The organism is Nonomuraea monospora (genome assembly GCF_039531895.1).
Taxonomy (GTDB): domain Bacteria; phylum Actinomycetota; class Actinomycetes; order Streptosporangiales; family Streptosporangiaceae; genus Nonomuraea; species Nonomuraea monospora.
In genome coordinates this window covers 1-22,897 of record NZ_BAAAQX010000073.1, presented here as the reverse complement: position 1 = coordinate 22,897, position 22,897 = coordinate 1, and the positions used below count along the sequence as shown (strand labels likewise).

General features: G+C 70.7%; 16 protein-coding genes. 14 read left to right on the top strand and 2 right to left on the bottom strand.

Going from position 1 to position 22,897, the window contains the following annotated elements; translation table 11 throughout:
- Positions 1-148 precede the first annotated feature (148 nt).
- From ABD331_RS59385 to ABD331_RS59370, 4 genes are read left to right on the top strand one after another with little or no spacing between them, the layout of a single operon-like run.
- Complete coding sequence (locus ABD331_RS59385; RefSeq protein WP_344496223.1) at positions 149-1,396, top strand: ABC transporter substrate-binding protein; 1,248 nt, start codon at positions 149-151, stop codon at positions 1,394-1,396.
- A 4-nt stretch (positions 1,397-1,400) separates the two neighbouring features.
- Positions 1,401-2,366 carry a carbohydrate ABC transporter permease gene (locus ABD331_RS59380; protein WP_344496221.1) on the top strand — a complete coding sequence of 322 codons (966 nt, stop codon included), beginning with the start codon at positions 1,401-1,403 and terminating at the stop codon, positions 2,364-2,366.
- Entirely contained in the window at positions 2,366-3,193 is an 828-nt protein-coding gene (locus tag ABD331_RS59375; RefSeq protein ID WP_344496219.1) for a carbohydrate ABC transporter permease, read from the top strand. Before ABD331_RS59380 ends, ABD331_RS59375 begins: the two co-directional genes overlap by 1 nt.
- 25 nt (positions 3,194-3,218) lie before the next feature.
- Positions 3,219-4,409, top strand: a complete 1,191-nt coding sequence (locus tag ABD331_RS59370) for a mandelate racemase/muconate lactonizing enzyme family protein (protein WP_344496217.1) — start codon at positions 3,219-3,221, stop codon at positions 4,407-4,409.
- Positions 4,410-4,419: 10 nt separating this feature from the next.
- Here the strand turns inward: ABD331_RS59370 and ABD331_RS59365 are convergent, their stop codons facing one another.
- Positions 4,420-5,175: a FadR/GntR family transcriptional regulator gene (locus tag ABD331_RS59365; RefSeq protein WP_344496215.1), complete on the bottom strand. Its 756-nt coding sequence runs from the start codon at positions 5,173-5,175 to the stop codon at positions 4,420-4,422.
- 291 nt (positions 5,176-5,466) lie between these two features.
- Between ABD331_RS59365 and ABD331_RS59360 the strand changes: the two genes are divergently transcribed.
- The 10 genes from ABD331_RS59360 to ABD331_RS59315 all read left to right on the top strand — a co-directional run bounded on the left by ABD331_RS59360 (position 5,467) and on the right by ABD331_RS59315 (position 22,218).
- Entirely contained in the window at positions 5,467-7,839 is a 2,373-nt protein-coding gene (locus ABD331_RS59360; RefSeq protein WP_344496213.1) for a ricin-type beta-trefoil lectin domain protein, read from the top strand.
- Between the two features lie 63 nt (positions 7,840-7,902).
- Positions 7,903-10,701, top strand: coding sequence for a carbohydrate-binding protein (locus ABD331_RS59355; protein ID WP_344496211.1), 2,799 nt, complete (start codon positions 7,903-7,905; stop codon positions 10,699-10,701).
- Between the two features lie 11 nt (positions 10,702-10,712).
- A complete protein-coding gene (locus tag ABD331_RS59350; protein WP_344496209.1) occupies positions 10,713-12,452 on the top strand; it encodes a ThuA domain-containing protein in 1,740 nt (579 codons plus the stop codon).
- A 119-nt stretch (positions 12,453-12,571) separates the two neighbouring features.
- A complete protein-coding gene (locus ABD331_RS59345; protein ID WP_344496207.1) occupies positions 12,572-14,011 on the top strand; it encodes a sugar ABC transporter ATP-binding protein in 1,440 nt (479 codons plus the stop codon).
- Positions 14,012-15,028, top strand: a complete 1,017-nt coding sequence (locus ABD331_RS59340) for an ABC transporter permease (protein WP_344496205.1) — start codon at positions 14,012-14,014, stop codon at positions 15,026-15,028.
- Positions 15,029-15,057: 29 nt separating this feature from the next.
- The gene (locus ABD331_RS59335) at positions 15,058-15,999 is read left to right on the top strand and encodes an ABC transporter permease (protein WP_344496239.1); all 942 of its coding nucleotides are present in this window, start codon (positions 15,058-15,060) and stop codon (positions 15,997-15,999) included.
- Positions 15,986-17,188, top strand: coding sequence for a substrate-binding domain-containing protein (locus ABD331_RS59330; protein WP_344496204.1), 1,203 nt, complete (start codon positions 15,986-15,988; stop codon positions 17,186-17,188). The genes ABD331_RS59335 and ABD331_RS59330 overlap by 14 nt, the downstream gene beginning before the upstream one ends.
- A gap of 9 nt (positions 17,189-17,197) precedes the next feature.
- Positions 17,198-18,031 carry a sugar phosphate isomerase/epimerase family protein gene (locus ABD331_RS59325; protein ID WP_344496202.1) on the top strand — a complete coding sequence of 278 codons (834 nt, stop codon included), beginning with the start codon at positions 17,198-17,200 and terminating at the stop codon, positions 18,029-18,031.
- 41 nt (positions 18,032-18,072) lie between these two features.
- Positions 18,073-21,549, top strand: a complete 3,477-nt coding sequence (locus ABD331_RS59320; RefSeq protein ID WP_344496200.1) for a ThuA domain-containing protein — start codon at positions 18,073-18,075, stop codon at positions 21,547-21,549.
- Between the two features lie 183 nt (positions 21,550-21,732).
- Positions 21,733-22,218: a tyrosine-type recombinase/integrase gene (locus ABD331_RS59315; protein WP_344496237.1), complete on the top strand. Its 486-nt coding sequence runs from the start codon at positions 21,733-21,735 to the stop codon at positions 22,216-22,218.
- A 21-nt stretch (positions 22,219-22,239) separates the two neighbouring features.
- Here the strand turns inward: ABD331_RS59315 and ABD331_RS59310 are convergent, their stop codons facing one another.
- Positions 22,240-22,647 carry a transposase gene (locus ABD331_RS59310; protein ID WP_344496198.1) on the bottom strand — a complete coding sequence of 136 codons (408 nt, stop codon included), beginning with the start codon at positions 22,645-22,647 and terminating at the stop codon, positions 22,240-22,242.
- Positions 22,648-22,897 lie beyond the last annotated feature (250 nt).

Sequence of the window (22,897 nt, the reverse complement as noted above, 5' to 3'; positions counted from 1 at the left end):
GCCTCCGGTGGCCTGACAAATCAGTATACGCGAGGGGCCCTTGCCGTCAGACGTCATACGAATTACGTTTGCCGCAGTCGGCCGGATCCGGCGGCCGCTCCCGGGAAGCGGGGCAGCGATGAAGCAGCGAGCGTTATGGTCGGCCCTGATGGCCGCGGCACTGGCCGCCGCCGGATGCGGAAGCGCGTCCCGGACGGCCTCCCCGTCCGGAAACCCGCAGCACAAGCAGCAGAAGCTCGTCGTCTGGGACTGGAAGTCCGGTGAACCGGCCGCCGCCGAGTACATCGAGAAGGCCAAGGCGGACTTCGCCAGGCGGCGTCCAGGGGTCACCGTCGAGTTCGTCGCCCAGCCGTTCGACCAGTACTACACCCTGCTCGGCACGGCGATCCAGACCGGCAAGGGGCCCGACGTCATGCTGTTCAACGGAGGCGGGCAGATCCGCGACCGGGCCGGCGCGCTCCTCCCGCTGGACCGGTACGTGGCCGGCGACAGGAGCCGGCTGGCGGGCTGGGACGCGTTCAGCAAGGACGGCACGACCTACGCCGCACCGGTGACCCTGCAGGGGCACCCGATCTACTACAACAAGGCGCTCTACGAGAAGGCCGGCCTCGACCCGGCCGCCCCGCCCCGCACCTGGGACGAGCTCGTCACCGGCTGCGCCGCCATCAAGAAGGCGACCGGGGCCGCCTGCTTCGCGCTCGGCAACAAGGAGGGCTTCGGCATCCAGTTCTTCCTGTCGGGCCTCGCGTCCGGCGTCCTCACCCCTCAGGAGTACAACGACTGGATCGCCGGGAAGCGCGACTGGAACTCTCCGCACGTGAAGCGGATCTTCGAGCTGTGGAAGGACGCCGGCGACAAGGGCCTGAACAACGAGGGCGCCAACTCCACCGCGATGTTCACCGACGTCTTCCGCGTCTTCCAGACCGGCAAGGCCGCCCACATCATCGGGCTGATGTCGGACATCGGGCACTGGAACGACTTCGCCGAGTTCCTGCCACCCGACAAGATCGGCGTCATGCCGGCCCCGGTCGTCACCGGCGGAGCCACCCCGAGCCTGCCGTACGACGGCGGCATCGGCTACGCGGTCGCCAAATGGACGAAGACCCCCGACCTGGCCGCCGATCTGGTGCGATCGCTGACCTCGGCCGACGCCTTGACGGCGTTCCACGCCAAGGCCGGCGCGATCGCGTCCGACACGACGATCGACGTCTCGCGGGCAGGCCCGGCCGTCGCCACGATCGCCTCCGAGATCAAGACCGGCAAGCCCGCCCTGCACGTGGCGCTGTCGTCCAAGACCCTGGACGTGATGGGAAGGCTGTCGCAGCAGCTCCTGAGCGGGTCGGCCACCGTGGACGAGGCCCTGGAGCAGCTCGCCGCCTCCGACCGGGCGGGCTGACCGCGTGCCGATCGGAGCGCCGTCGTCCCCCGCCCGCTCGCGCCGGGCCGGGGGAGAGGGGTCCGGGCGGCGGCACGCCCGCGTGGCGACCCGGGCGTCCGCCCGAGGGGCGCGCGCCGAGCGCCTCGCGCCGTACGTCCTGGTGGCCCCGGCCGTGCTGATCATCGTGGCTCTGCGGTTGTGGCCGCTGGCCCTGGGCGTCAACTTCTCCTTCACGGGCGACGGGGAGCGCAACGGAACCGCCGTCGGGCTGAGCAACTACCTGGAGCTGGCCGCCGACCCGCTGTTCCACGTCTCGCTGCGCAACGTCGGGCTCCTGGTGCTGCTGCTGCCCCTGGCGGTGGCGATCCCCGGCCTGCTCGCGACCTTCATCTACCTGCGGGTGCCTGGTCACCGGGTCTACCGCGGCGTCTACTTCTTCCCCGCCGTGCTGTCACCGGTGATCGTCGGCGCGATCTTCAACCTCATGCTCGGCTACGACGGCCCGCTGAACTCCGCCCTCGCGGCGATCGGCGCCGGTCCCGTCGACTGGCTCGGCGATCCGGGCATCGCCATGTTCACGGTGGCCGGCGTGCACGTCTGGGCGACGTTCGGAATGGCGCTGGTGGTGTTCCTCGCGGGCTTCAGCACCCTGGACGCCTCACTGCTGGACGCCGCCCGCGTGGACGGGGCGTCGCTCGGCCGCACGATCTGGCACGTGATCATCCCGAGCCTGACCCGGACCATCCAGTTCGTCTTCGTGACCACGATGATCGGAATGCTGACCTCCATGTTCGGCCTGCTCTTCGTCATGACCAGCGGAGGCCCTGAGGGGGCCACCTACCTGCCGGAGTACTACATCTGGCACCAGCAGGGACGGCTGGCCCGGCCGGCGCTCGCCTCGGCGGCCTCGACGGTCCTGTTCGCCGTCATGCTCGTGGTGGGGCTGCTCCAGATCTCCCTGCTCCGCCGCGCGGGGAGGCAGGACTGATGCCCGCAGCCAGGGCGGCCAGGTGGGCGGCCGCCGTTCCGATGGCCGGTCTCGCGCTGGCGACGATCTATCCGCTCGTGTTCACCGCCAACGTCGCGATGAAGACCCGCCGCGACTACATCCTCGACCGCTTCTCCCCGGCGGGCTCCCCGCGCTGGGACAACCTCGCCGAGGTGTGGGCCGGCGCCGGAATGGCACGCTACTTCGTCAACTCCTTCGCCGTCGTGGCCTGCGCCGTGGCACTGCTGCTGCTGTTCGGGTCGATGGCGGGCTTCGCGCTGGCCCGGCTGCGCTTCCGCGGTTCCTCAGTGATCTTCCTGGGCTGTCTCGCGGGGCTGTTCATCCCCTTCCAGGTGATCATGGTGCCGCTCACCAGGGTCATGGCCGACGGCGGCCTCATCGACACCTATCCGGGGCTGGTCCTGGCCTACGTCGCCCAGTTCCTGCCGTTCACCGTCTTCCTGATGACGAGCCACTACCGGACGATCCCGGCGGAGATCGTCGACGCGGCCAGGATCGACGGCAACACGGTGTACGGCGTGTACCGGCGGATCATGCTGCCGCTCGGCGCTCCCGCGCTGCTGTCGGTCGGCATCCTCGACGCCCTGTTCTGCTGGAACGACGTGCTCATCGCCCTGCTCATGATGCCGTCGCCCGAGCACCGCACACTCATGATCGGGGTCAACGCGCTGCGCGGGCAGTACTCCGACGACATCCCCGCCTTCGCCTCGGGGGTCCTGATCGCCGCGGCGCCCGTGCTGATGCTCTATCTGTTCCTCCAACGCCGGATCGCCGACGGGGTCACCGCCGGCTCCACGAAGGGCTGACATGCGGATCACGGGGTATCGCACCATGACGACGGTCCAGGAATGGGGCCGTCCCGTCGGCGACGTCAACGGCGTCTTCGCCGACGGGGCCGTCCCGGTGCCGCTCGTCCTGGTGGACACCGACGAGGGGATCACCGGCGTCGGCCTCGGGCCGCACGTGGAGATCGAGACCGTCTTCGCCGCGATCGAGGGCGAAGATCCGCGCGGCGTGACGGCGCTCTACGACCGCATGCTGCGGCGGACCTTCAAAGCGGGCCACGCCGGCGCCGTGTTCGGCACGATCGGCGCGCTCGACACCGCCCTCTGGGACATCAAGGCGCGGGCGGCCGGCGAGCCGCTCTGGCGGCTGCTCGGCGGACGCGACCGGCTGGTGCCCGCCTACGCCTCCGGCCTCGACATCGGCCTGACCGACGACGAGCTCGTCGCGGTCTACCAGGTCTACGCCCGGCACGGCCTGCGCGCGGCCAAGATCAAGGGCGGCCTCGACATCGAACGCGACCTGCACCGCCTCACGCTGGTACGGGAGGTCCTGGCCGAGGCGGGGCGCGGCGCGCGGCCGGGCCTGATGCTCGACGTGAACGAGGCGTGGACCCGCAAGCAGGCCGTCCGGCACGTCCGCGAGCTCGAACGCGCGCTGGACCTCACGTGGATCGAGGAGCCGGTGCGGCGGTGGGACGCCGAAGGGCTGGCCACGGTCGGCCGCGGCATCCGCGCGTCCGTCGCCACGGGGGAGAACCTCACCGGGCTGGAGCAGTTCCGCCCGCTGCTGGCCGCGGGGGCCGTGGACATCGTGCAGACGGCCGTCGTGTGGGGGGTGTCCCACTTCCTCCGGGTGGCCGCGCTGGCGCACGCCCATGACCTGCCGGTCAGCCCGATCGGCGCCACGCCGCTCGCCCTGCTGCACGCCGCGACGTCGGTGCCGAACCACCTGGCCAGCGAGCTGCAGGATCTGCACCCGCCGCTGGGGCTGTCGCTCGACCTGTGCGTCGAGGACGGCACGTTCGTGCTCGGCGACTCGCCGGGGCTGGGCATCAGGGTGGACGAGCAGGCGATCAACGCGTTCGTCCGCAGGCCGGACGCCACGCCGGACGCCAGCGCGGCCGAGGGCCCCCACATCCGGCCGGAGCACGCAGGACGGCGGCTGCTGGCGGTGACCGGCGGCCCTGCCGCCACCAGATCTCCGGAGGAGACGAACGCGGCGCGGTCTCACGGATGAGGCGCTCCGGTCAGGAAGGGCCGGGCCGGTGGGACGAGAAGAAGAGACGCTGCTGGATCTCCCTGCGGTAGTCGTCGAGGGTGTTGTCGATGTGCGTGGCCGCGGCCTGGGCGGCCGCTTCGGGATCTCCGGCGCGGATGGCCTGGTGGATGGCGTCGTGCTCCTCGACGGCCTTGGCGGCGTGCCCGCCCACCGAGCCGTGCAGGCCGATGAGGCTCGACTGGGCCTGCAGCCTGCGGGCCTCCCGCACGGCGACCTGGAGGAACATGTTGTGGGAGGCCGTGGCGATGGCGGTGTGGAAGGCGTCGTCGCCCTCGTTGAACAGATCTTCGCGGCCGGTCTCGAAGCCGCGGCGGCACACGCCCGCCGCCTCTTCGATGGCCCTCAGCTCGGCGGGGGTGGCACGGTGGGCGGCCAGCCGGCTGGTCTCCATCTCCTGTGCCCGGCGGAACTCGAACAACATGTAGACGTGGTCGAGGTCGGTGGGCAGGAAGAAGGACCCCCAGCGGCCGGTGCCGAACATGCCCTCGTCGTCGGCCACGTACAGGCCGCGGCCCTTCTGGGCGCGGACCCGGCCCAGCGCGGAGAGGATCTTCACCGCCTCGCGGACGACGGTGCGGCTGGTGCCCAGTTGCCGGGCCAGCTCGTTCTCGGTCGGCATGCGGTCGCCCGGACGCAGGCCGAGCCGGACGATCAATTCCAGCACCTGCTCGGCGGCCACCTCGTAACCCGGCCGGTATCCGCTCTCGCGCGGGGTGTCGGTCACCGTGCTTCCTCCTCGCCGTTCCCTGCAGAAGTATGACTGATGCGCCGCCCGTCCCCGTCGCGGCTGCTGTTCGATGAGTACGACACATATGAACGGTTCATTCGGGGCGGGTCTCACAGGGCATGCAGGCGGACGAGCATCCTCACTGTTCAAGGCGGTGATCGGCGCGCCGTGGCCAGACTTCAGGCGCCCGGTTCACGAAATGAGCGGGCTTAATGTCTTGACGGGTGCCCATGGTCCACAGGTAATGGGTAGCGAAGCCGGCACCCCCACCCCCGCGAAGGAACGACTGTGCCCTTACCTTCACCCGCCGCGAGGCCGAGACCGTCCCTCATCGGCGTCGTCACCGCCGCGCTGGCCGCGGCGTTCGCCCTCGTCGCCCCCGCCCCCGCGGCCCTCGCGGCCACCACGATCCTGTACGCGTCACCCACCGGCACCGGCACCGCCTGCACCGCCGCCCAGCCGTGCGCGCTGCCCGCTGCGCAGACGGCGGTGCGCTCGCTCAACGCCGGGATGTCAGGCGACATCGTCGTGGAGCTGGCCGGCGGGGTGTACCGGCTCTCCACGCCGCTCCGGCTGACCGCCGCCGACTCCGGGAACAACGGCCACACCGTCAGATGGCAGGCCGCCGCGGGAGCCGTCCCGGTCATCAGCGGAGCCAGGGCGGTCACCGGCTGGTCGCAGGCCGACGCCGCGAAGAACATCTGGCGCGCCAGCGTCGGCGCCGGCCTCGACACGCGGCAGCTCTACGTCGACGGCGCGCTCGCCACCCGGGCGCGCACCGCCGTCAACCGGTCCGACTTCACCGCGAGCAGCACCGGGATGAGGTTCACCAGCGGCGCGCTGAGCTACCTGAACAACCTCGCCGGCCAGGGCCGCGTCGAGATGGAGAGCGTCGGCTCGTTCACCGACAGGTACGCGCCGGTGCAGAGCATCAGCGGCAACCTCATCACGATGCGCCAGCCCGCCTGGAACAACAACAACTTCGGGTACGACACCTTCACCAGCCCGCACCGGGCGGGCCCGCTGTACCTGGTCAACGCCTACGAGTTCCTCGACTCGCCGGGGGAGTGGTATCTCGACCCGGGCACCGGCGCCCTGTCCTACATCCCGCTCGCCGGGCAGAACATGGGCACCGTCAGCGTCGAGTTGCCCGTGCAGCAGTCGCTGGTGCAGGTGGGCGGGACCTATGACGCGCCCGCGCACCACATCGCGTTCAGCGGGATCACCTTCACCGGCACGAGCTGGCTCGGCCCCAGCGGCAACCAGGGCTATGTGGACCAGCAGACCGGCGCCTACATCGCCGGCAACTGGAGCTGGCCCGCCTTCACCTCCTGCCACCAGGGCTGCCGCGAGTTCGAGGCGACCCGGCCGAACTGGTACCAGATGCCGGCCGCCGTCCAGGTGTCGGCGGCGAACACCATCACCTTCGCCGACTCCCGCTTCGTCAACCTGGGACAGACGGCCATCGGCATCGGCAACGACGCCAACGCGCACGGCAGCGGCGTCGGCCTGGGCGCCTCCGGCATCACGGTCACCCGGTCGGAGATCGCCCGCAGCTCCGCCGGCGGCATCGTCGTCGGCGGCGTGCGCGCCGACGCGCACCACCCGGGCGACCAGCGGATGGTCAACAGGAACATCACCGTCAGCGACAACCGCATCCACGATCTCGGCCTGGACCACCGGGGCATCGTCTCGGTCCTGACCACGTACGTCACCAACAGCGACGTGTCACACAACGAGGTCTACAACCTCCCGTACACCGGCATGTCGATCGGGTACGGCTGGGGCGCCAACGAGCCCGGCGGCAGCACCCACTACGCCGACCGCGGCCTGTACGACTTCCAGCCGCGCTACACCACGGCCACCACCGCCTCGGGCAACCGGCTCGTCGGCAACTACGTGCACGACGTCATGCAGCAGATGACCGACGGCGGCTGCATCTACACGCTGTCGTGGAACCCGGGCGCGGTGATCAGCGACAACCACTGCCTGCGCACCAACGGCTGGTTCGGCGTCTACTTCGACGAGGGCTCCAGGTACTACACCGTCAGGAACAACGTGCTCTCCGGCACGGGCACCTGGGCCACCGCCAACTACTGGTACGGCGAGAACATGGGCAACTTCACCGTCACCGGCAACTGGTCCACCAACGGCAGCACGAACGTGACCAACGGCGACCGCGGCAACGTGGTGAACAACAACGTCACCGTTCCCGGCGGCGCCTGGCCGGCCGGCGCCCAGGCCGTGATCGCGGCCGCCGGGCCCCAGGGCCGGCCCTCGGACACGAGCGCGTTGAGGGGCGTGGCGTCGGGCCGGTGCCTGGACGTCAACGGCGCCTCGCAGGCCAACGGCGCCCTGGCGCAGCTCTGGGACTGCAACGGCCAGGCCAACCAGCGGTGGACCTCGACCGGCGCCGGTGAGCTGCGGGTCTACGGCGGCAAGTGCCTGGACGTGACCGGGGCGGGCACGGCGGACGGCACCGCGGTGATCATCTGGGACTGCAACGGCCAGAACAACCAGAAGTGGCGCCTCAACACCGACGGCACGATCACCGCCGCCGGCGCGAACAAGTGCCTGGACGTGGGCGGCACCGCCAACGGCACCAGAGCGCGCATCTGGACCTGCAACGGAGGAACCGGCCAGAAGTGGGCCCGCGCCTGACGGTGCGCCTCGTCCCTGGGCGCCTCGCCCTGACTGCTCTTCCCGTCGCAGGAGGGAACCCTCATGTCCCGACGTCCGTGGCTCACCGTGCTGACCACGATGGCGCTGATCATCCCCGGAGCGCTCGACGCCTCCCCGGCCAACGCCCTCGACATCCCGCCGTCCGACTACCAGCAGGTCTCTCTCGCCTCGGGCGGCGCGGAGCTGGGCGAGGCGATGTCGCTGGCCGTGATGCCGAACCGGTCGGTGGTGCACACGGCGCGCGACGGCACGCTGTGGGTCACCGACGCCGGCGGCAACACGAAGGTGGCCGGCAAGCTCAACGTCTACACCCACGACGAGGAGGGCCTGCAGGGCGTGGCGGTCGATCCGGGCTTCGCCTCGAACCGGCACCTCTGGGTCTACTACTCGCCGCGGCTGAGCACGCCGGCCGGCGACGCGCCGAGCACCGGCACGCAGGCCCAGTTCGACCAGTGGAAGGGCGAGCTGTACCTGTCCAGGTTCACGCTCAAGACGGACGACACCCTCGACCTGACCAGCGAGAAGGTGGTCCTGCGGGTTCAGAACGACCGCGGCCAGTGTTGTCACGTGGGCGGCGACATCGACTTCGACGCCGCAGGCAACCTGTACCTGACCACCGGCGACGACACCAACCCGTTCGAGTCGAGCGGCTACTCCCCGCTGGACGAGCGGACGAACCGCAACCCCCAGTACGACGCCCAGCGCTCGTCCGCCAACACGAACGACCTGCGCGGCAAGCTCCTGCGCATCACACCGCAGCCCGACGGCACCTACACGATCCCCGGCGGCAACCTGTTCCCGCCGGGGACGGCGAGAACCCGGCCGGAGATCTACGCGATGGGCTTCCGCAACCCGTTCAGGATGAGCGTGGACAAGGCGACCGGCGTCGTCTACCTCGGCGACTACGGGCCGGACGCGGGCGTGAGCAGCTCCAGCCGCGGGCCGAGCGGGCAGGTGGAGTTCGACCGCGTCACCGGTCCCGGCAACTACGGCTGGCCGTACTGCACAGGCACCAACACCACCGCCGAGACCTACAACGAATGGAACTTCGCCACCAACGGCACCGGCGCGAAGTACGCCTGCGCGGCCGGCCCGGCCAACAACTCCTTCCGCAACACCGGCCTGGCCACGCTGCCCCCGGCGAAGCCGGCGTGGATCCGGTACGCGGGGGACGCCGGAAGCCCGCCGGAGTTCGGCTCGGGGTCGGAGTCGCCCATGGGCGGCCCTGTCTACCGCTACGACCCCGGCCTGAGCTCGGCCGTCAAGTTCCCCCAGTCGCTCGACGGGCGCTTCTTCGCCGGTGAGTACGGCCGCCGCTGGATCAAGGCGATCGAGGTGAGATCGGACGGCGGGTACGGGGAGATCGCGGCGTTCCCCTGGTCGGGGACGCAGGTGATGGACCTGGCCTTCGGCCCTGACGGAGCACTCTACGTCCTCGACTACGGCACGGGGGGCAACAACCAGGCGCTGTACCGCATCGAGTACATCGGCGGCGCCAACCGCAATCCGATCGCCAGGGCGTCCGCCGACAGGACGTCGGGGCCGGCTCCGCTGACGGTGGCCTTCTCCTCGGCGGGCAGCTCGGACCCGGAGGGCGGCGCGCTGACGTACGCGTGGAACTTCGGCGACGGCACCACCTCCACGGCGGCGAACCCGGGCAAGACCTACGCGGCGAACGGCGCCTACACGGTGACGCTCACGGTCCGGGACCCGCAGGGTCTCACCGGCACGGCGAGCGTGATCGTGAACGTCGGCAACACCGCGCCGTCGGTCAGCCTCACCATCCCCGCCGACGGGCAGCCGTTCTCCTTCGGGGACACCGTGCCCTTCCAGGTCAGCGTGAGCGACCCGGAGGACGGCACGATCGACTGCGGCGGGGTGAGCGTCGCCTACCTCCTCGGCCACGACAGCCACCGCCACCAGATCACCTCCACGACCGGCTGCTCGGGCTCCATCGCGGTGCCGGTGGACGGCGAGCACGACGCCGCCGCCAACATCTACGGCGTCTTCGAGGCGTCCTACACCGACAAGGGCGGCCTGACCTCCACCAGCGCCCGTACGCTCCAGCCCCGGCACCGGCAGGCGGAGCACTTCGGCGCCCAGCAGGGCGTGCAGACGGCCGACCACGCCACCGCGGAAGGCGGCAGAACGGTGGGCTTCATCGACGACGGCGACTGGATCTCCTTCCAGCCCTACAACCTGGGCAGCGCCACGAGGATCACCGCCCGGGTGTCCTCCGGCGGCGCGGGCGGCAGGATCGAGGCGCGGGCGGGCTCGGCGACAGGCACGCTGCTGGGCACGGCCACCGTGGCGAGCACCGGCGGCTGGGACACCTTCGCCGACGTCCAGGCGGGCCTGAGCGGCGCGCCGGCCGGCACGACGGCGCTCTACCTGGTCTTCCGCGGCCCGGCCGGACAGGGATACCTGTTCGACGTGGACGCCTTCACGCTGGACACCGGCGGCACGAGCGCGTTGCGGGGCGTGGCGTCGGGCCGGTGCCTGGACGTCAACGGCGCCTCGCAGGCCAACGGCGCCCTGGCGCAGCTCTGGGACTGCAACGGGCAGGCCAACCAGCGGTGGGCCTCGACGAGCGCGGGCGAGCTGCGCGTCTACGGCGGCAAGTGCCTGGACGTGAACGCCGCAGGGACGGCGGACGGCACCGCGGTGATCATCTGGGACTGCAACGGCCAGAACAACCAGAAGTGGCGCCTCAACACCGACGGCACGATCACCGCCGCCGGCGCGAACAAGTGCCTGGACGTGGGCGGCACCGCCAACGGCACCAAGGCGCGCATCTGGACCTGCAACGGAGGAACCAGCCAGCGCTGGACCCGCGTCTGAAAGGGACACCCATGCTGCGACATCCGACCCCCGCCGCCACCGCGGGGAGCGTCAGGAAGATCTCCGCGCTGCGGCGCCTGACCGTGGCGATGGCCGCGCTCACCGCCGCCGCCACGATGGTCCCCGCCGTCCCCGCCCAGGCCGCCGCCTTCAAGGTGCTGGTCTTCTCCAAGACGGCCGGCTTCCGGCACGACTCCATCCCCGCGGGGATCCAGGCCATCCGCGACCTGGGGGCCGCCAACGACTTCACCGTGGACGCGACCGAGGACTCCAGCGCCTTCAACGCGGCCAACCTGGCCCAGTACAAGGCGGTGGTGTTCCTCAGCACGACCGGTGACGTGCTCAACGACACCCAGCAGGCCGCCTTCCAGGCCTACGTGGACGGGGGAGGCGGCTACGCGGGCGTGCACTCGGCCGCGGACACCGAGTACAACTGGGCGTACTACGGGCAGCTCGTGGGGGCCTGGTTCACCAGCCATCCCGCGATCCAGCAGGCCACCGTGCGCAACGAGGACCGGGCGCACGCCGCGACCGCCCATCTCGGAGCGTCCTGGTCACGTACCGACGAGTGGTACAACTACCGCACCAACCCCCGCCCTAATGTGCGGGTGCTGCAAAGCCTGGACGAGGGCAGCTACAGCGGCGGCAGCATGGGCGACCACCCGATCACCTGGTGCCACCCGCAGTCCTCCGGCCGCGCGTTCTACACCGGTCTGGGGCACACCCAGGAGTCGTACGCCGATCCCGCCTTCCGTGCCCTGCTGCTCGGCGGAATCCGGTACGCGGCCAAGGCCGTCAACGCCGACTGCCGCCCGGAGACCGGGTACACGACGTTGTACAACGGCTCGACGGCGGGCTGGTCGCAGGCCGGCCCGGGGTCGTTCGCCGGCAGCGACGCCACGCTGACCTCCCAGGGCGGCATGGGAATGTTGTGGTACAACGCGAAGGAGTTCCGCTCCTACTCCCTGAAGCTCGACTGGAAGCTGACCGGCGACTCCAACTCCGGTGTGATCGTCGGGTTCCCGCCCACCAGCGATCCGGGCGCGGCGCTCAACACCGGCTACGAGGTGCAGATCGACGCGACCGACACGGCCGACAAGACGACCGGCGCGATCTACGGGTTCAAGTCCGCCGACCTCGCCGCCCGCGACGCGGCGCTGAACCCGCCGGGCCAGTGGAACACCTACGAGCTGCTGGTGGAGGGCGAGCGGCTGCAGGTGTTCCTGAACGGCGCCAGGATCAACGACTTCACCAACACCGATCCGGTCCGCTCGCTCCAGCAGGGACACCTCGGCATCCAGAACCACGGCCCCGGCGACGTGGTGTCCTTCCGCAACATCCGCGTCAAGGAGCTGACCGGCACGCCGGGAGGCACGAGCGCGCTGCGGGGCGCCGGGTCGAACCGGTGCCTGGACGTCAGCGGCGCCTCGCAGGCCAACGGCGCCCTGGCGCAGATCTGGGACTGCAACGGCCAGGCCAACCAGCAGTGGACCTCGACCGGCGCGGGCGAGCTGCGCGTCTACGGGAGCAAGTGTCTCGACGTCAACGGGGCGGGCACGGCCGACGGCACCGCGGTGCTCATCTGGACCTGCAACGGCCAGAACAACCAGAAGTGGCGCGTGAACGCCGACGGCACGATCACCGCCGCCGGCGCGAACAAGTGCCTGGACGTGGGCGGCACCGTCAACGGCACCAGAGCGCGCATCTGGACCTGCAACGGAGGAACCGGCCAGCGCTGGACCCGCGTCTGAAGGCCCGGCCTTTTGTCGATATCACACATAAGTAGGCTAATAGTGGCGACAAGCCGTATATCCCGCAGCATGACGCAGATAAGCCTGAAACTTTCCCGCCGGGTGGCAAGGCGGCCCGCGTGCTGAACCTGCGCGGCATCGGCAAGAGCTTTCTCGGCGTGCGGGTGCTGTCCGGCGTGGACCTCGACGTGACGGCCGGCGAGGTCCACGCCGTCGTCGGCGAGAACGGCGCCGGCAAGTCCACCCTCATGAAGATCGTCTGCGGCGTCCACCCGCCGGACGAGGGCACGATCGAGATCGACGGCCGGCCCGTCTCCTTCGGCCATCCGCTGCAGGCCCGGCGCTCCGGCATCGCGATCATTCACCAGGAGTTCAACCTGCTGCCCGAGCGCACCGTCGCCGAGAACGTGTTCCTCGGGCGCGAGCCCGTCAGGCGCGGCCTGGTCGACAGGGCCGCCATGGAGGAGGCGACGGCGCGGCTCCTCGGCGAGCTCGGCGAGGAGTCCCTCAGCCCCCGCACCGCCGTCAAGCGCCTGCCGGTGGCCCGGCAGCAGATCGTCGAGATCGCCAAGGCGCTGTCCGTGAACGCCCGGCTCATCGTTATGGACGAGCCCAGCGCGGCGCTCGCCGAGCACGAGGTCAGGCTGCTCCACGGGCTGATCGGGCGATTACGCGACCGCGGCGTCGCCGTCCTGTACATCTCCCACCGATTACGCGAGGTGTTCGACCTCGCCGACCGCGTCACCGTGCTCAAGGACGGCTCGCGCGTCACCACGCTCCCGATCGGCGAGGTGACCCCCGGCGAGCTGATCCGCCTCATGGTGGGCCGCGACCTCGGCGCCTGCTTCCCGCCCCGCTCGGCCGGCGCCGGCGAGGTGCGGCTCAGCCTGCGCGCGGTCGGCAACCACAAGCTCCGCGACATCGATCTGGACCTGCGCGCCGGGGAGATCGTCGGCATCGCCGGCCTGCAGGGGTCCGGCAGATCGCAGCTCGCCAAGGCGATCTTCGGCGCGGTGCCGTTCACCACGGGAGAGATGACCCCGTCCCGCCCGCGCTCCGTCAGGGAAGGCGTGGCCATGGGCATCGGCCTCGTCACCGAGGACCGCAAGGCCGAAGGGCTCGCGCTGCGCCAGTCCGTGCGCGACAACGCCCTGCTCGCCGCCCGCGCGGCCGGCGCCAGGAGCCGGAACGGGGTCCGCGACCTGCTCGAACGGGTACGCCTCTCGCCCGCCCGCCCGGAACAGGAGGTCCGCTACCTGTCCGGCGGCAATCAGCAGAAGGTCGTGCTCGTCAAATGGCTGACGATGGCGCCACGGGTGCTGCTGTTCGACGAACCGACCAGGGGAGTCGACGTCGGGGCCAAGGCCGCGATCCACGACCTCATGCGCGAGCTGGCGAACGACGGCGTGGCGATCATGATGATCTCCTCCGAGCTGCCCGAGCTCATCGGCATGAGCGATCGCGTCGTCGTCCTGCGTGACGGCCGCGTCGCGGGCACCCTGCCGGCCGGAGCCTCCGAGGAGGCCGTCATGCGGCTGGCCGCGGGAGAGGCGGCCTGAATGAACCTGCTCGTGCGCGCTGGCCGTCCCACCCGCGGCGAGCAGACGCGTGGCGGCGGCCTGGCGGCGCGCCTGCGCGAGCCGAGGCAGGTGGTGTTCCTCGCGCTGATCGGCCTGGTCGCGGCCGGCTGGGCGCTCGTCGCGCTCGACGGCGGCCAGTTCCTCACCACGCAGAGCGTCGTCGGGATCCAGCAGCGCTCCGCGGCCCTCGGCATCGTGGCGATCGGGCAGACGCTGGCGATCCTGGCAGGGTCGCTCGACCTGTCCGTCACGTACCTGATTAGCCTGGCCTCGCTGGTCGCGGCGGAGATCATGGCGGGCCAGGACGGAAACATCGGGCCGGCGGTCGCCGCCGTCCTGGCCATCAGCTCGCTGGTGGGGCTGGTCAACGGGCTGGTCATCACCAGGCTCCACGTCCACGCCTTCATCGCCACGCTCGGCGTCGCCCTGATCATCAAGGGCATCGTCGACCATCTGTACGACGGCCCCGCCGGCAAGGTGCCCGAGTCGTTCCAGCTCCTCGGATACGCCCGCGCCGGGCCGATCCCCGTCTCCGCCATGCTCTGGGCGGGCGTGGCCGTCGCGGCCTGGTTCCTGCTGAGCAGGACCCGGCTGGGATACCGGATCTACGCGGTGGGCGGCGACGAGGAGGTCGCCCGGCTGTCGGGGATCCGCACGGCCCGCGTCATCGTGATCACTCACGTGCTCTGCTCGCTGTGCGCCGGCATCGCGGGCCTGCTGCTGGCCGCCAGGCTCGGGGCGGGAGCGCCCACGGTGGGCACCGACGGCGGATACGACCTGGAGTCCATCGCCGCGGTCGTGCTCGGCGGGACCGCGCTGGCCGGAGGCAGGGGAGGAGTCGCGGGCACCGTCGGCGGAGTCCTGCTGCTGGCCGTCCTGGACAGCCTGTTCAACCAGCTCGAGATCAACTCCTTCGTCAAGGACGTGGTCCGCGGCGTCGTCATCGTCCTCGCGGTGGCCGTCTACGCCCGGCGCGGCAACAGGAGGCCGGCGTGAAGCGGGCACTTCCCATCCTCGCGGTCCTCATGGCGCTGCTGGCGGCCATCGCGATCGCCAACCCCTTCTTCCTGGAGCCCGCCGGGTTCCTGGCGTTGCTCAAACGGGCCGCGCCGCTGGTGGTCCTCGCCGCCGGACAGTACTTCGTCATCGTCTCCGGCGAGTTCGACCTGTCGGTCGGCTCGCTGGTGACGGCCGAAGTGGTGATCGCCGCCCGGCTCATCGACGGCGACGAGTCCGCCACCTGGCCGGTCCTCGCCCTGCTGGTCGCCGCCGGGCTGCTCGTAGGGCTGGTCAACGGCGTGCTCACCACCAAGCTGCGGGTGCCCTCGTTCATCGTGACGCTCGGCATGCTGCTCGTCCTCAGCGGGGCGGTCTTCCTCTGGACCGGCGGCGCGCCGCGCGGCGCGCTGTCGGAGGGCTTCCGGGCGTTCGGCCGCGGCGGCCTCGGGCCCGTGCCGTGGCCCGTGCCGTGGTCCGTGCCGTGGTCCGTGCCGATCCTGCTGGCCGTGGGCGCGGCGGCGATCTGGCTCATGCGCGCCGGCTTCGGCAGGACCCTCATCGCCACCGGCGACAACGAGCGGGCCGCGGCACTGTCCGGGGTCAGGGTCGGCCGCGTCAAGGTCTGCGCCTTCATGCTCTCCGGCCTGTCCGCGGCCGTCGCGGCGATCCTGCTCGGCGGTTTCGCCGGGGTCTCGGCGCAGGTGGGGCAGGGGCTGGAGTTCTCCGCCATCACCGCGGTCGTGCTCGGCGGTGTGGCGCTCGGCGGCGGGCGCGGCTCCGTCCTGGCCGCCATGGCCGGGGCCGTCACGCTGGAGGCGCTGTTCACCCTGCTCAACCTGTACGGGATCTCGGGAGCGCTGGAGTTCACCGTGCAGGGCGTCATCATCATCGCCGCGGTCGCGGCGGGAGCCATCCGGCTTCCCTGGAAGCCCACCCCCCGAAGAGGAGACGCACATGCCGCGTCCTAAGGCCGCAGCCGCCGTGCTGGCCGCGCTCGCCGCACTCGCCGCCGGCTGCACCACCGACGAACCGGTGTCCGGCACCCCGGCCGCGGCGCCCGCCACGAGCGCCGAAGGGGCCGGCACGGGCGCGCAGTCGAAGTTCTTCGTGCAGGCCGACTTCGACGCGCAACTGGCCATGCGCTCCCAGCCGCCCCAGGGCCCCGCGGCCAAGCCATGGGAGCAGGCCATCGCCCCGAAGATGATCGACACGGCGCGGTACAAGAAGGACGGGCCGTACCATCTGTGCTTCTCCAACGCGGCGGTCAACAACCCCTGGCGCCAGGTCGGGTGGAAGACGATGCAGGCCGAGGTGGGCCTGCACGAGGAGATCGGGAAGTTCACCGCGCTGGACGCCGAGGGCAAGGACGACAAGCAGATCTCCGACATCGCCGAGCTGCAGGCCAAGGACTGCGACGCGCTGATCGTCTCGCCGAACACCACGGCGACGCTCACCCCCGCCGTGACGGCCGCCTGCGCGAAGGTGCCCGTCATCGTGTTCGACCGGGGCGTGGAGACGGACTGCCCGGTGACGTTCATCAAGCCCATCGGCGGCTACGCCTTCGGCGCCGACGCCGCCGAGTTCCTGGCGGAGAAGGTGCCGGCGGGAGGCAAGGTGCTGGCGCTGCGCATCCTGCCCGGCGTGGACGTGCTGGAGACCCGCTGGTCCGCCGCCAAGGTGGTCTTCGACAGGAGCCGCCTCCAGGTGGTGGGGGTGGAGTTCACCGACGGCGACGCCGCCAGGACCAAGAGCATCGTCAGCGACTACATCCAGCGGCACGGCAGGATCGACGGGGTCTGGATGGACGCGGGCGCCACGGCCGTGGCCGCGGTCGAGGCGTTCGAGGACGCCGGCCTGGCGGTGCCGCCGATCAACGGCGAGGACCAGCAGGACTTCCTGCAGAAGTGGAAGGACACCGGCCTCACCGCCGTCGCGCCCACCTACCCGACCTACCAGTGGCGCACCCCGGTCATCGCCGCACTGAAGATCCTCAAGGGCGAGGAGGTGCCCGAGAGGTGGAACCTGCCGCAGCCGAAGGTCACCGGCGAGAACCTGCCCGCCTACCTCAAGCCCAACATGCCGCCGCTGCACTACGCGCTGTGCGGTTGCGAGGACCTGCCCGGATTCCCCGAGGCGTGGGGCGGCAGGAAGAGCTGAAGGGATGCCATGTTCCCCATCGGAGTCAACACCTGGGTCTGGGGCTCCCCGCTGACCGACGACGACCTGGCGCGGCTCGCGCCCCGCGTCGCCCGGTGGGGCTTCGAGGTGATCGAGCTGCCCGTCGAGCGGCCCGGCGGCTGGAACCCGGACAAGGCCGCGGCGGTGCTGGCCGAGCACGGGCTGGCCGCGTCCGTGGTGCTGGTCATGCCGCCGGGACGCGAGCTCGTGGCCGCCTCCCCGCAGACCGTCCGTGACACCCAGGACTACCTGCGGCACTGCGTCGACGTGGCGGTGACCGTCGGCTCCCCGACGATCGCGGGACCGGCGTACGCCTCGGTCGGGCGCACGTGGCGGCTCGCGCCGGACGAACGCCGGGCGGTCTGCGCCGAGCTGCGCGAGCACCTGCGGCCCGTCCTGGACCACGCCGCCGAGCGCGGGGTGAAGCTCGCGGTCGAGCCGCTCAACCGGTACGAGACCAGCCTGCTCAACACCGTCGAGCAGGCGCTCGACGCGTTGCCGGAGGACTGCGGCCTGGCACTCGACGTCTACCACCTGAACATCGAGGAGAAGGACCCCGCCCAGGCGGTGCGGGCCGCGGCCGGCCGCGTCGCGCACGTGCAGGTGTGCGGCACCGACCGCGGCACGCCGGGGGCCGACCGCTTCGACTGGCCCGGCTTCACCCGGGCCCTGCGCGACACCGGCTACCGGGGTCCCCTCGTCATCGAGTCGTTCACCGCCCACAACCAGACCATCGCCACCGCGGCCTCCATCTGGCGGCCCCTCGCGCAGAGCCAGGACGCGCTGGCCATGGACGGCCTCGCCCATCTCCGCGCCCTCTGAAAGGTCCCACTGTCGCCGGTACCCCCCTCAGGAGATCCTTCATGCGAAGATCACGCCTGCTCGCCGCCCTGGCCGCGGTCCTGGCAGGGCTGTCGCTGTCCGTGTCGCCGCCGGCGGCCGGCGCCGCCGCCGCGCAGTTCAAGGTGCTGCTGTTCACCGAGACGGCCGGCGGAGCCTTCCGGCACGACTCCATTCCCGCCGGTGTCGCCATGTTCCAGCAACTGGCGGCCGGCAACGACTTCGAGCTCGTCCACAGCGAGGACTCCTCCGTCTTCACGACCGCGACGCTGAACACCTACGACGCGGTGATCATGTTCCAGACCAACGGCATGGTGTGGGACAACGACGCCCAGCGCCAGGCGTTCCAGTCCTACGTGCGCGCCGGCCACGGCGTCGTCGCGATCCACAACGCCACCGACATGAACATTGAGGCGCAGTTCCCCTGGTGGGACCAGGTCGTCCTGGCCGGCGCCCACATGAGCGCGCACTCGTCGATCGTGCAGGGCACCGCCAAGGTGGCCGACAAGGCCCACCCCTCCACGAAGGGGCTGCCGGACCGGTGGGCGCGCTCGGAAGAGTGGTACAACTTCGACAAGAACACGCGCGGCTCCGTGCACGTGCTGGTGACCGCGGACGAGACCACCTACGACGCGGGGCCGAGCAGGATGGGCGCCGACCACCCGATCTCCTGGTGCCACAACCCGGAGGGCGGCCGGGTGTGGGCCACCGCGATGGGCCACCAGGCGTCCTCCTACGCCGAGCCCCTGTTCAAGCAGCACCTGCTGGGCGCGGTGCAGTGGGCGGCGGGCGCGGCGGCGGGCGACTGCGGCGGCACGGTCGCGGCCCGCTTCCAGAAGGTGACCCTCGACGGCGCCCCCGACCAGCCGATGGAGCTGGACGTGGCCGCCGACGGCAGGGTCTTCTACATCTCGCGGTCCGGCAAGGTGAACCTGATCCCCGCCGGCGGCGGTGGCACGCGCGTCATCGCCACCCTGCCGGTGTACGACGGCGGCGAGGACGGCGGCATCGGGCTGGCGCTGGACCCGGGCTTCGCCACCAACGGCTGGATCTACGTCAACCACTCCCCGGCCGGCGGCGGCGAGGTGAACCGGGTGTCACGGTTCACCTTCAACGGCACCAGCCTCGACCTGGCCAGTGAGAAGAAGGTCATCGAGGTCCCGGCGTACCGCAACGTCGACGAGCCCGGCCACACCGGCGGCTACCTCGCGTTCGGGCCGGGCGGGAACCTGTACATCGGCCCGGGCGACGACACCAATCCGAACGGGTCCAGCGGCTACGCCCCGATCGACGAGCGGCAGGGCAGGGAGCACTACGACGCCCAGCGGTCCTCGGCCAACACCAACGACCTGCGCGGCAAGATCCTGCGCATCCACCCCGAGCCCGACGGCACGTACACGATCCCGTCCGGCAACCTGTTCGCGCCCGGCACCGCCAGGACCCGGCCGGAGATCTACGCGATGGGCTTCCGCAACCCGTTCCGCTTCTCGGTGGACAAGGTCACGGGCTGGATCTCGGTGGGGGACTACGGCCCCGACGCGGGCGCCGCGAACCCCGACCGCGGCCCCGAGGGCACCGTCGAGTGGAACCTGATCAAGCAGCCGGGCTTCTACGGCTGGCCGTACTGCGTGGGTGACAACCTCCCGTTCAACGACTACAACTTCGCCACCGGCACCTCCGGCGCGAAGTTCAACTGCTCGGCACCCGTCAACAACTCGCCCAACAACACCGGCCTGACCAGCCTGCCCGCCGCCAAGCCCGCGACCGTGTGGTACGACTACCACGCCTCGGCCGAGTTCCCCGAGATCAACTGTTGCGGCGGCGCCGCTCCGATGGGCGGCCCCTTCTACCGGTACGACGCGGCCGGCGGCTCCGACAGGAAGTTCCCCGCGTACTACGACGGCACGCCGTTCTTCTACGAATGGAGCCGCAACTTCGTCAAGGAGTTGCGCCTGGACTCCTCGGGCAACCTCCTGAAGATCAGCTCCTTCGTGGCGCAGCTCGCCCCGCGCGCGCCGATCGACATGAAGTTCGGCCCTGACGGCGCCCTGTACATGGCCGACTGGGGCAACGGCTTCGGCCACGCGAACACCGACGACAGCATCTACCGTGTCGACTATGTGGCGGGAAACCGCGCGCCCCTGGCCAAGGCGAGCGCCGCCCCCGACTCCGGCACCGCGCCGCTGACGGTCGCGTTCTCCTCGGCCGGCTCGTCCGACCCCGACGGCGACGCGATCACCTACGCGTGGGAGTTCGGCGACGGCGCCACCTCCACCAGCGCCGGCCCCTCCCACACCTACAACGCCAACGGCACCTACGCGGCCAGGCTGACCGTGCGGGACTCCGGCGGCAAGACGGGAAGCGTCACGCTGCCCATCGTCGTCGGCAACACCCGCCCCAGGGTGGCCTTCTCGGCACCGCCCGACGGCGGGTTCATCGACTTCGGCGACGAGGTGGACTACACGGTCAACGTCACCGACGCAGAGGACGGCGCCGCCGACTGCACCAAGGTGAACGTGATCACCGCGCTCGGCCATGACCAGCACGCCCACGACACCGGCCAGTACACCGGCTGCTCAGGGACGGTCACGACCACCGCCTCCGGCCACGACGAGGCCTCCAACGTCTACTACGCCCTGTCCGCCGACTACACCGACCAGGGCGGGCTGAAGGGCGCCACCGGCCTCACCCTGCAGCCGAAGCACAAGCAGGCCGAGCACTACACCGGCTCGTCGGGAATCCGCGTCGTCGAGGAGCCCGGAGCCGAGGGCGGCAGGCGCGTCGGCGACATCTCCAACAACGACTGGATCTCCTTCACCCCGATCAACCTGTCCGGCATCGACACGGTGTCTTTCCGCGTCTCGGCGCCGTCCGGCACCGGGGCGTCCATCGAACTGCGCGCCGACTCGCCCACCGGGGCGCTGCTCGCCTCCAGCCCCGTGCCGGCGACCGGGGGATGGAACACCTACGTGTCGCTGCCCGCCGTGCAGGTCACCGACCCCGGCGGCACGCGCAACCTCCACGTCGTGTTCAAGGCGCCGTCGGCGAACTCGTTCGACGTGGACTCCATCACCTTCAACGGCAGGGGCGTCGGGAAGGACGACGGCTCGCCTCCGGCCGGCACGAGCGCGCTGCGCGGCGCCGGCTCGAACCGGTGCCTGGACGTCAACGGCGCCTCGCAGGCGAACGGCGCGCAGGTGCAGCTCTGGGACTGCAACGGTCAGCCCAACCAGCAGTGGACGTCCATCGCCTCCGGTGAGCTCCGGGTGTACGGCAACAAGTGCCTGGACGTGACCGGGGCCGGCACGGCGGACGGGACCGCCGTCACCATCTGGGACTGCAACGGCCAGAACAACCAGAAGTGGCGCCTCAACACCGACGGCACGATCACCGCCGTCGGGGCGGGCAAGTGCCTGACCGTCAACGGCACCGCCAACGGCACCAGGGCCCAGATCTGGGCCTGCGGCGGCCAGAACAACCAGAAGTGGACCCGCGTCTGATCGCCATCTGACACCGGGCCGGTCCCCCCGGCCGGCCCGGCTCGATGGGGCGCGGAGGTCCTGGTCATGTCGACCGCGCCCTGGACGCCTCCTCCAAGCTGGCCACCTTGCGGCGTTCTCGCAGGTTGATCACGCTGAGCCGTGCCCGCATCGCGGCGCCCGTCAGAGCTCTGACCTGCTGAACTGCTGATTCTCCCCGTTATTGCAGGAATACTGCTTGAACGGGACGCGAGGACGAGTTCGCGAGGCAGAATCTTCAACAGCTCGCTGACCCGCCTGCTCCAGCGCTGGATCACCGACCGTCACGCCGCACCGGCCGACCCGCTGTTCCCCAACCGCACCGGCGGACGCCTTAGCCGCGACGCCGTCGCCGACCTGCTCGCCAAGTACGTCCCCGTCGCGGCCCGCACCTGCACGACCCTCGCATCCAAGCACGTCACCCCGCACACTTTGCGCCACACCGCGGCGATGGCGCTGCTGCACGCCGGCGTCGACACCTCCACCATCGCGCTCTGGCTCGGCCACACCAGCACAAAGGCCACCGACATCTACCTCCACGCCGACCTGGCCGCCAAGGAGAAAGCCCTGGCCCGAACCGCACCTCCTGGAGTCGGCACCCGGCGCTACCGCCCCGGCGACAGTTTGCTCGCCTTCCTGGAGAACCTGTAATTATCTCTGGCGGTCGCGCTGTCAAACCCTCGCTGGCCAGCCCTGATCCATCTGGCCCGGCATAACATTCCGCCCCAGATAATTGCCGGCATCGATGCCCTGGCTGAGCTCACCGACGTTGCCCGAGGTCTTCACACTCTGCGCATCGACGATCGCTGCGGTAGGTACGGCAGCACGCCCCCTGCTCTCCCGGACCTGCTCGCGCAGCAGGTCATGCAGACGTTGGGTCGTTCCGTCGGCCTCCCACTTGGCGTAGTAGTCGTAGACCGTCTTGTAGGGCGGAAAGTCGTGTGGCAGATACTCCCAGGCGATCCCAGTCCGGCACACATACAAGATGGCATTCACGATTTCCCGCAGGTCATGGATGCGCGCTGCCGTGCCTGGGCCTCGCCGGGCCGACCGCCGAGCCGTCAGGGTCGGTTCGATCAACGCTCATCGGGCGTCGGACAAGTCGCTACGGTACGGACGCCGGGAAGCCATGTGAAGATCAACGATCTAACCGTCGCTCCGATACGGACAGATCAATACGTAAGAAGATCAGATGCCCTCTAATACTCCAGTGACACTTCGCGATCATGGTTCGGATCTGCGCTGGTAGTGGCAGTGCCGGGCGGTGGCCTGGTGGCGTCGGCGCCAGTCTGACCAGCGCAGAAGATCCGTGATGGAGCGGTGCCGGGTC

What these genes read in the sequence shown, in the direction of transcription:
- ABD331_RS59385 (WP_344496223.1), top strand. Translation starts at nt 149, where the DNA reads ATGGCCGCGGCACTGGCCGCCGCCGGATGCGGAAGCGCGTCCCGGACG.
- ABD331_RS59375 (WP_344496219.1), top strand. Translation starts at nt 2,366, where the DNA reads ATGCCCGCAGCCAGGGCGGCCAGGTGGGCGGCCGCCGTTCCGATGGCC.
- ABD331_RS59370 (WP_344496217.1), top strand. Translation starts at nt 3,219, where the DNA reads ATGACGACGGTCCAGGAATGGGGCCGTCCCGTCGGCGACGTCAACGGC.
- ABD331_RS59355 (WP_344496211.1), top strand. Translation starts at nt 7,903, where the DNA reads ATGTCCCGACGTCCGTGGCTCACCGTGCTGACCACGATGGCGCTGATC.
- ABD331_RS59350 (WP_344496209.1), top strand. Translation starts at nt 10,713, where the DNA reads ATGCTGCGACATCCGACCCCCGCCGCCACCGCGGGGAGCGTCAGGAAG.
- ABD331_RS59340 (WP_344496205.1), top strand. Translation starts at nt 14,012, where the DNA reads ATGAACCTGCTCGTGCGCGCTGGCCGTCCCACCCGCGGCGAGCAGACG.
- ABD331_RS59335 (WP_344496239.1), top strand. Translation starts at nt 15,058, where the DNA reads ATGGCGCTGCTGGCGGCCATCGCGATCGCCAACCCCTTCTTCCTGGAG.
- ABD331_RS59330 (WP_344496204.1), top strand. Translation starts at nt 15,986, where the DNA reads ATGCCGCGTCCTAAGGCCGCAGCCGCCGTGCTGGCCGCGCTCGCCGCA.
- ABD331_RS59325 (WP_344496202.1), top strand. Translation starts at nt 17,198, where the DNA reads ATGTTCCCCATCGGAGTCAACACCTGGGTCTGGGGCTCCCCGCTGACC.
- ABD331_RS59320 (WP_344496200.1), top strand. Translation starts at nt 18,073, where the DNA reads ATGCGAAGATCACGCCTGCTCGCCGCCCTGGCCGCGGTCCTGGCAGGG.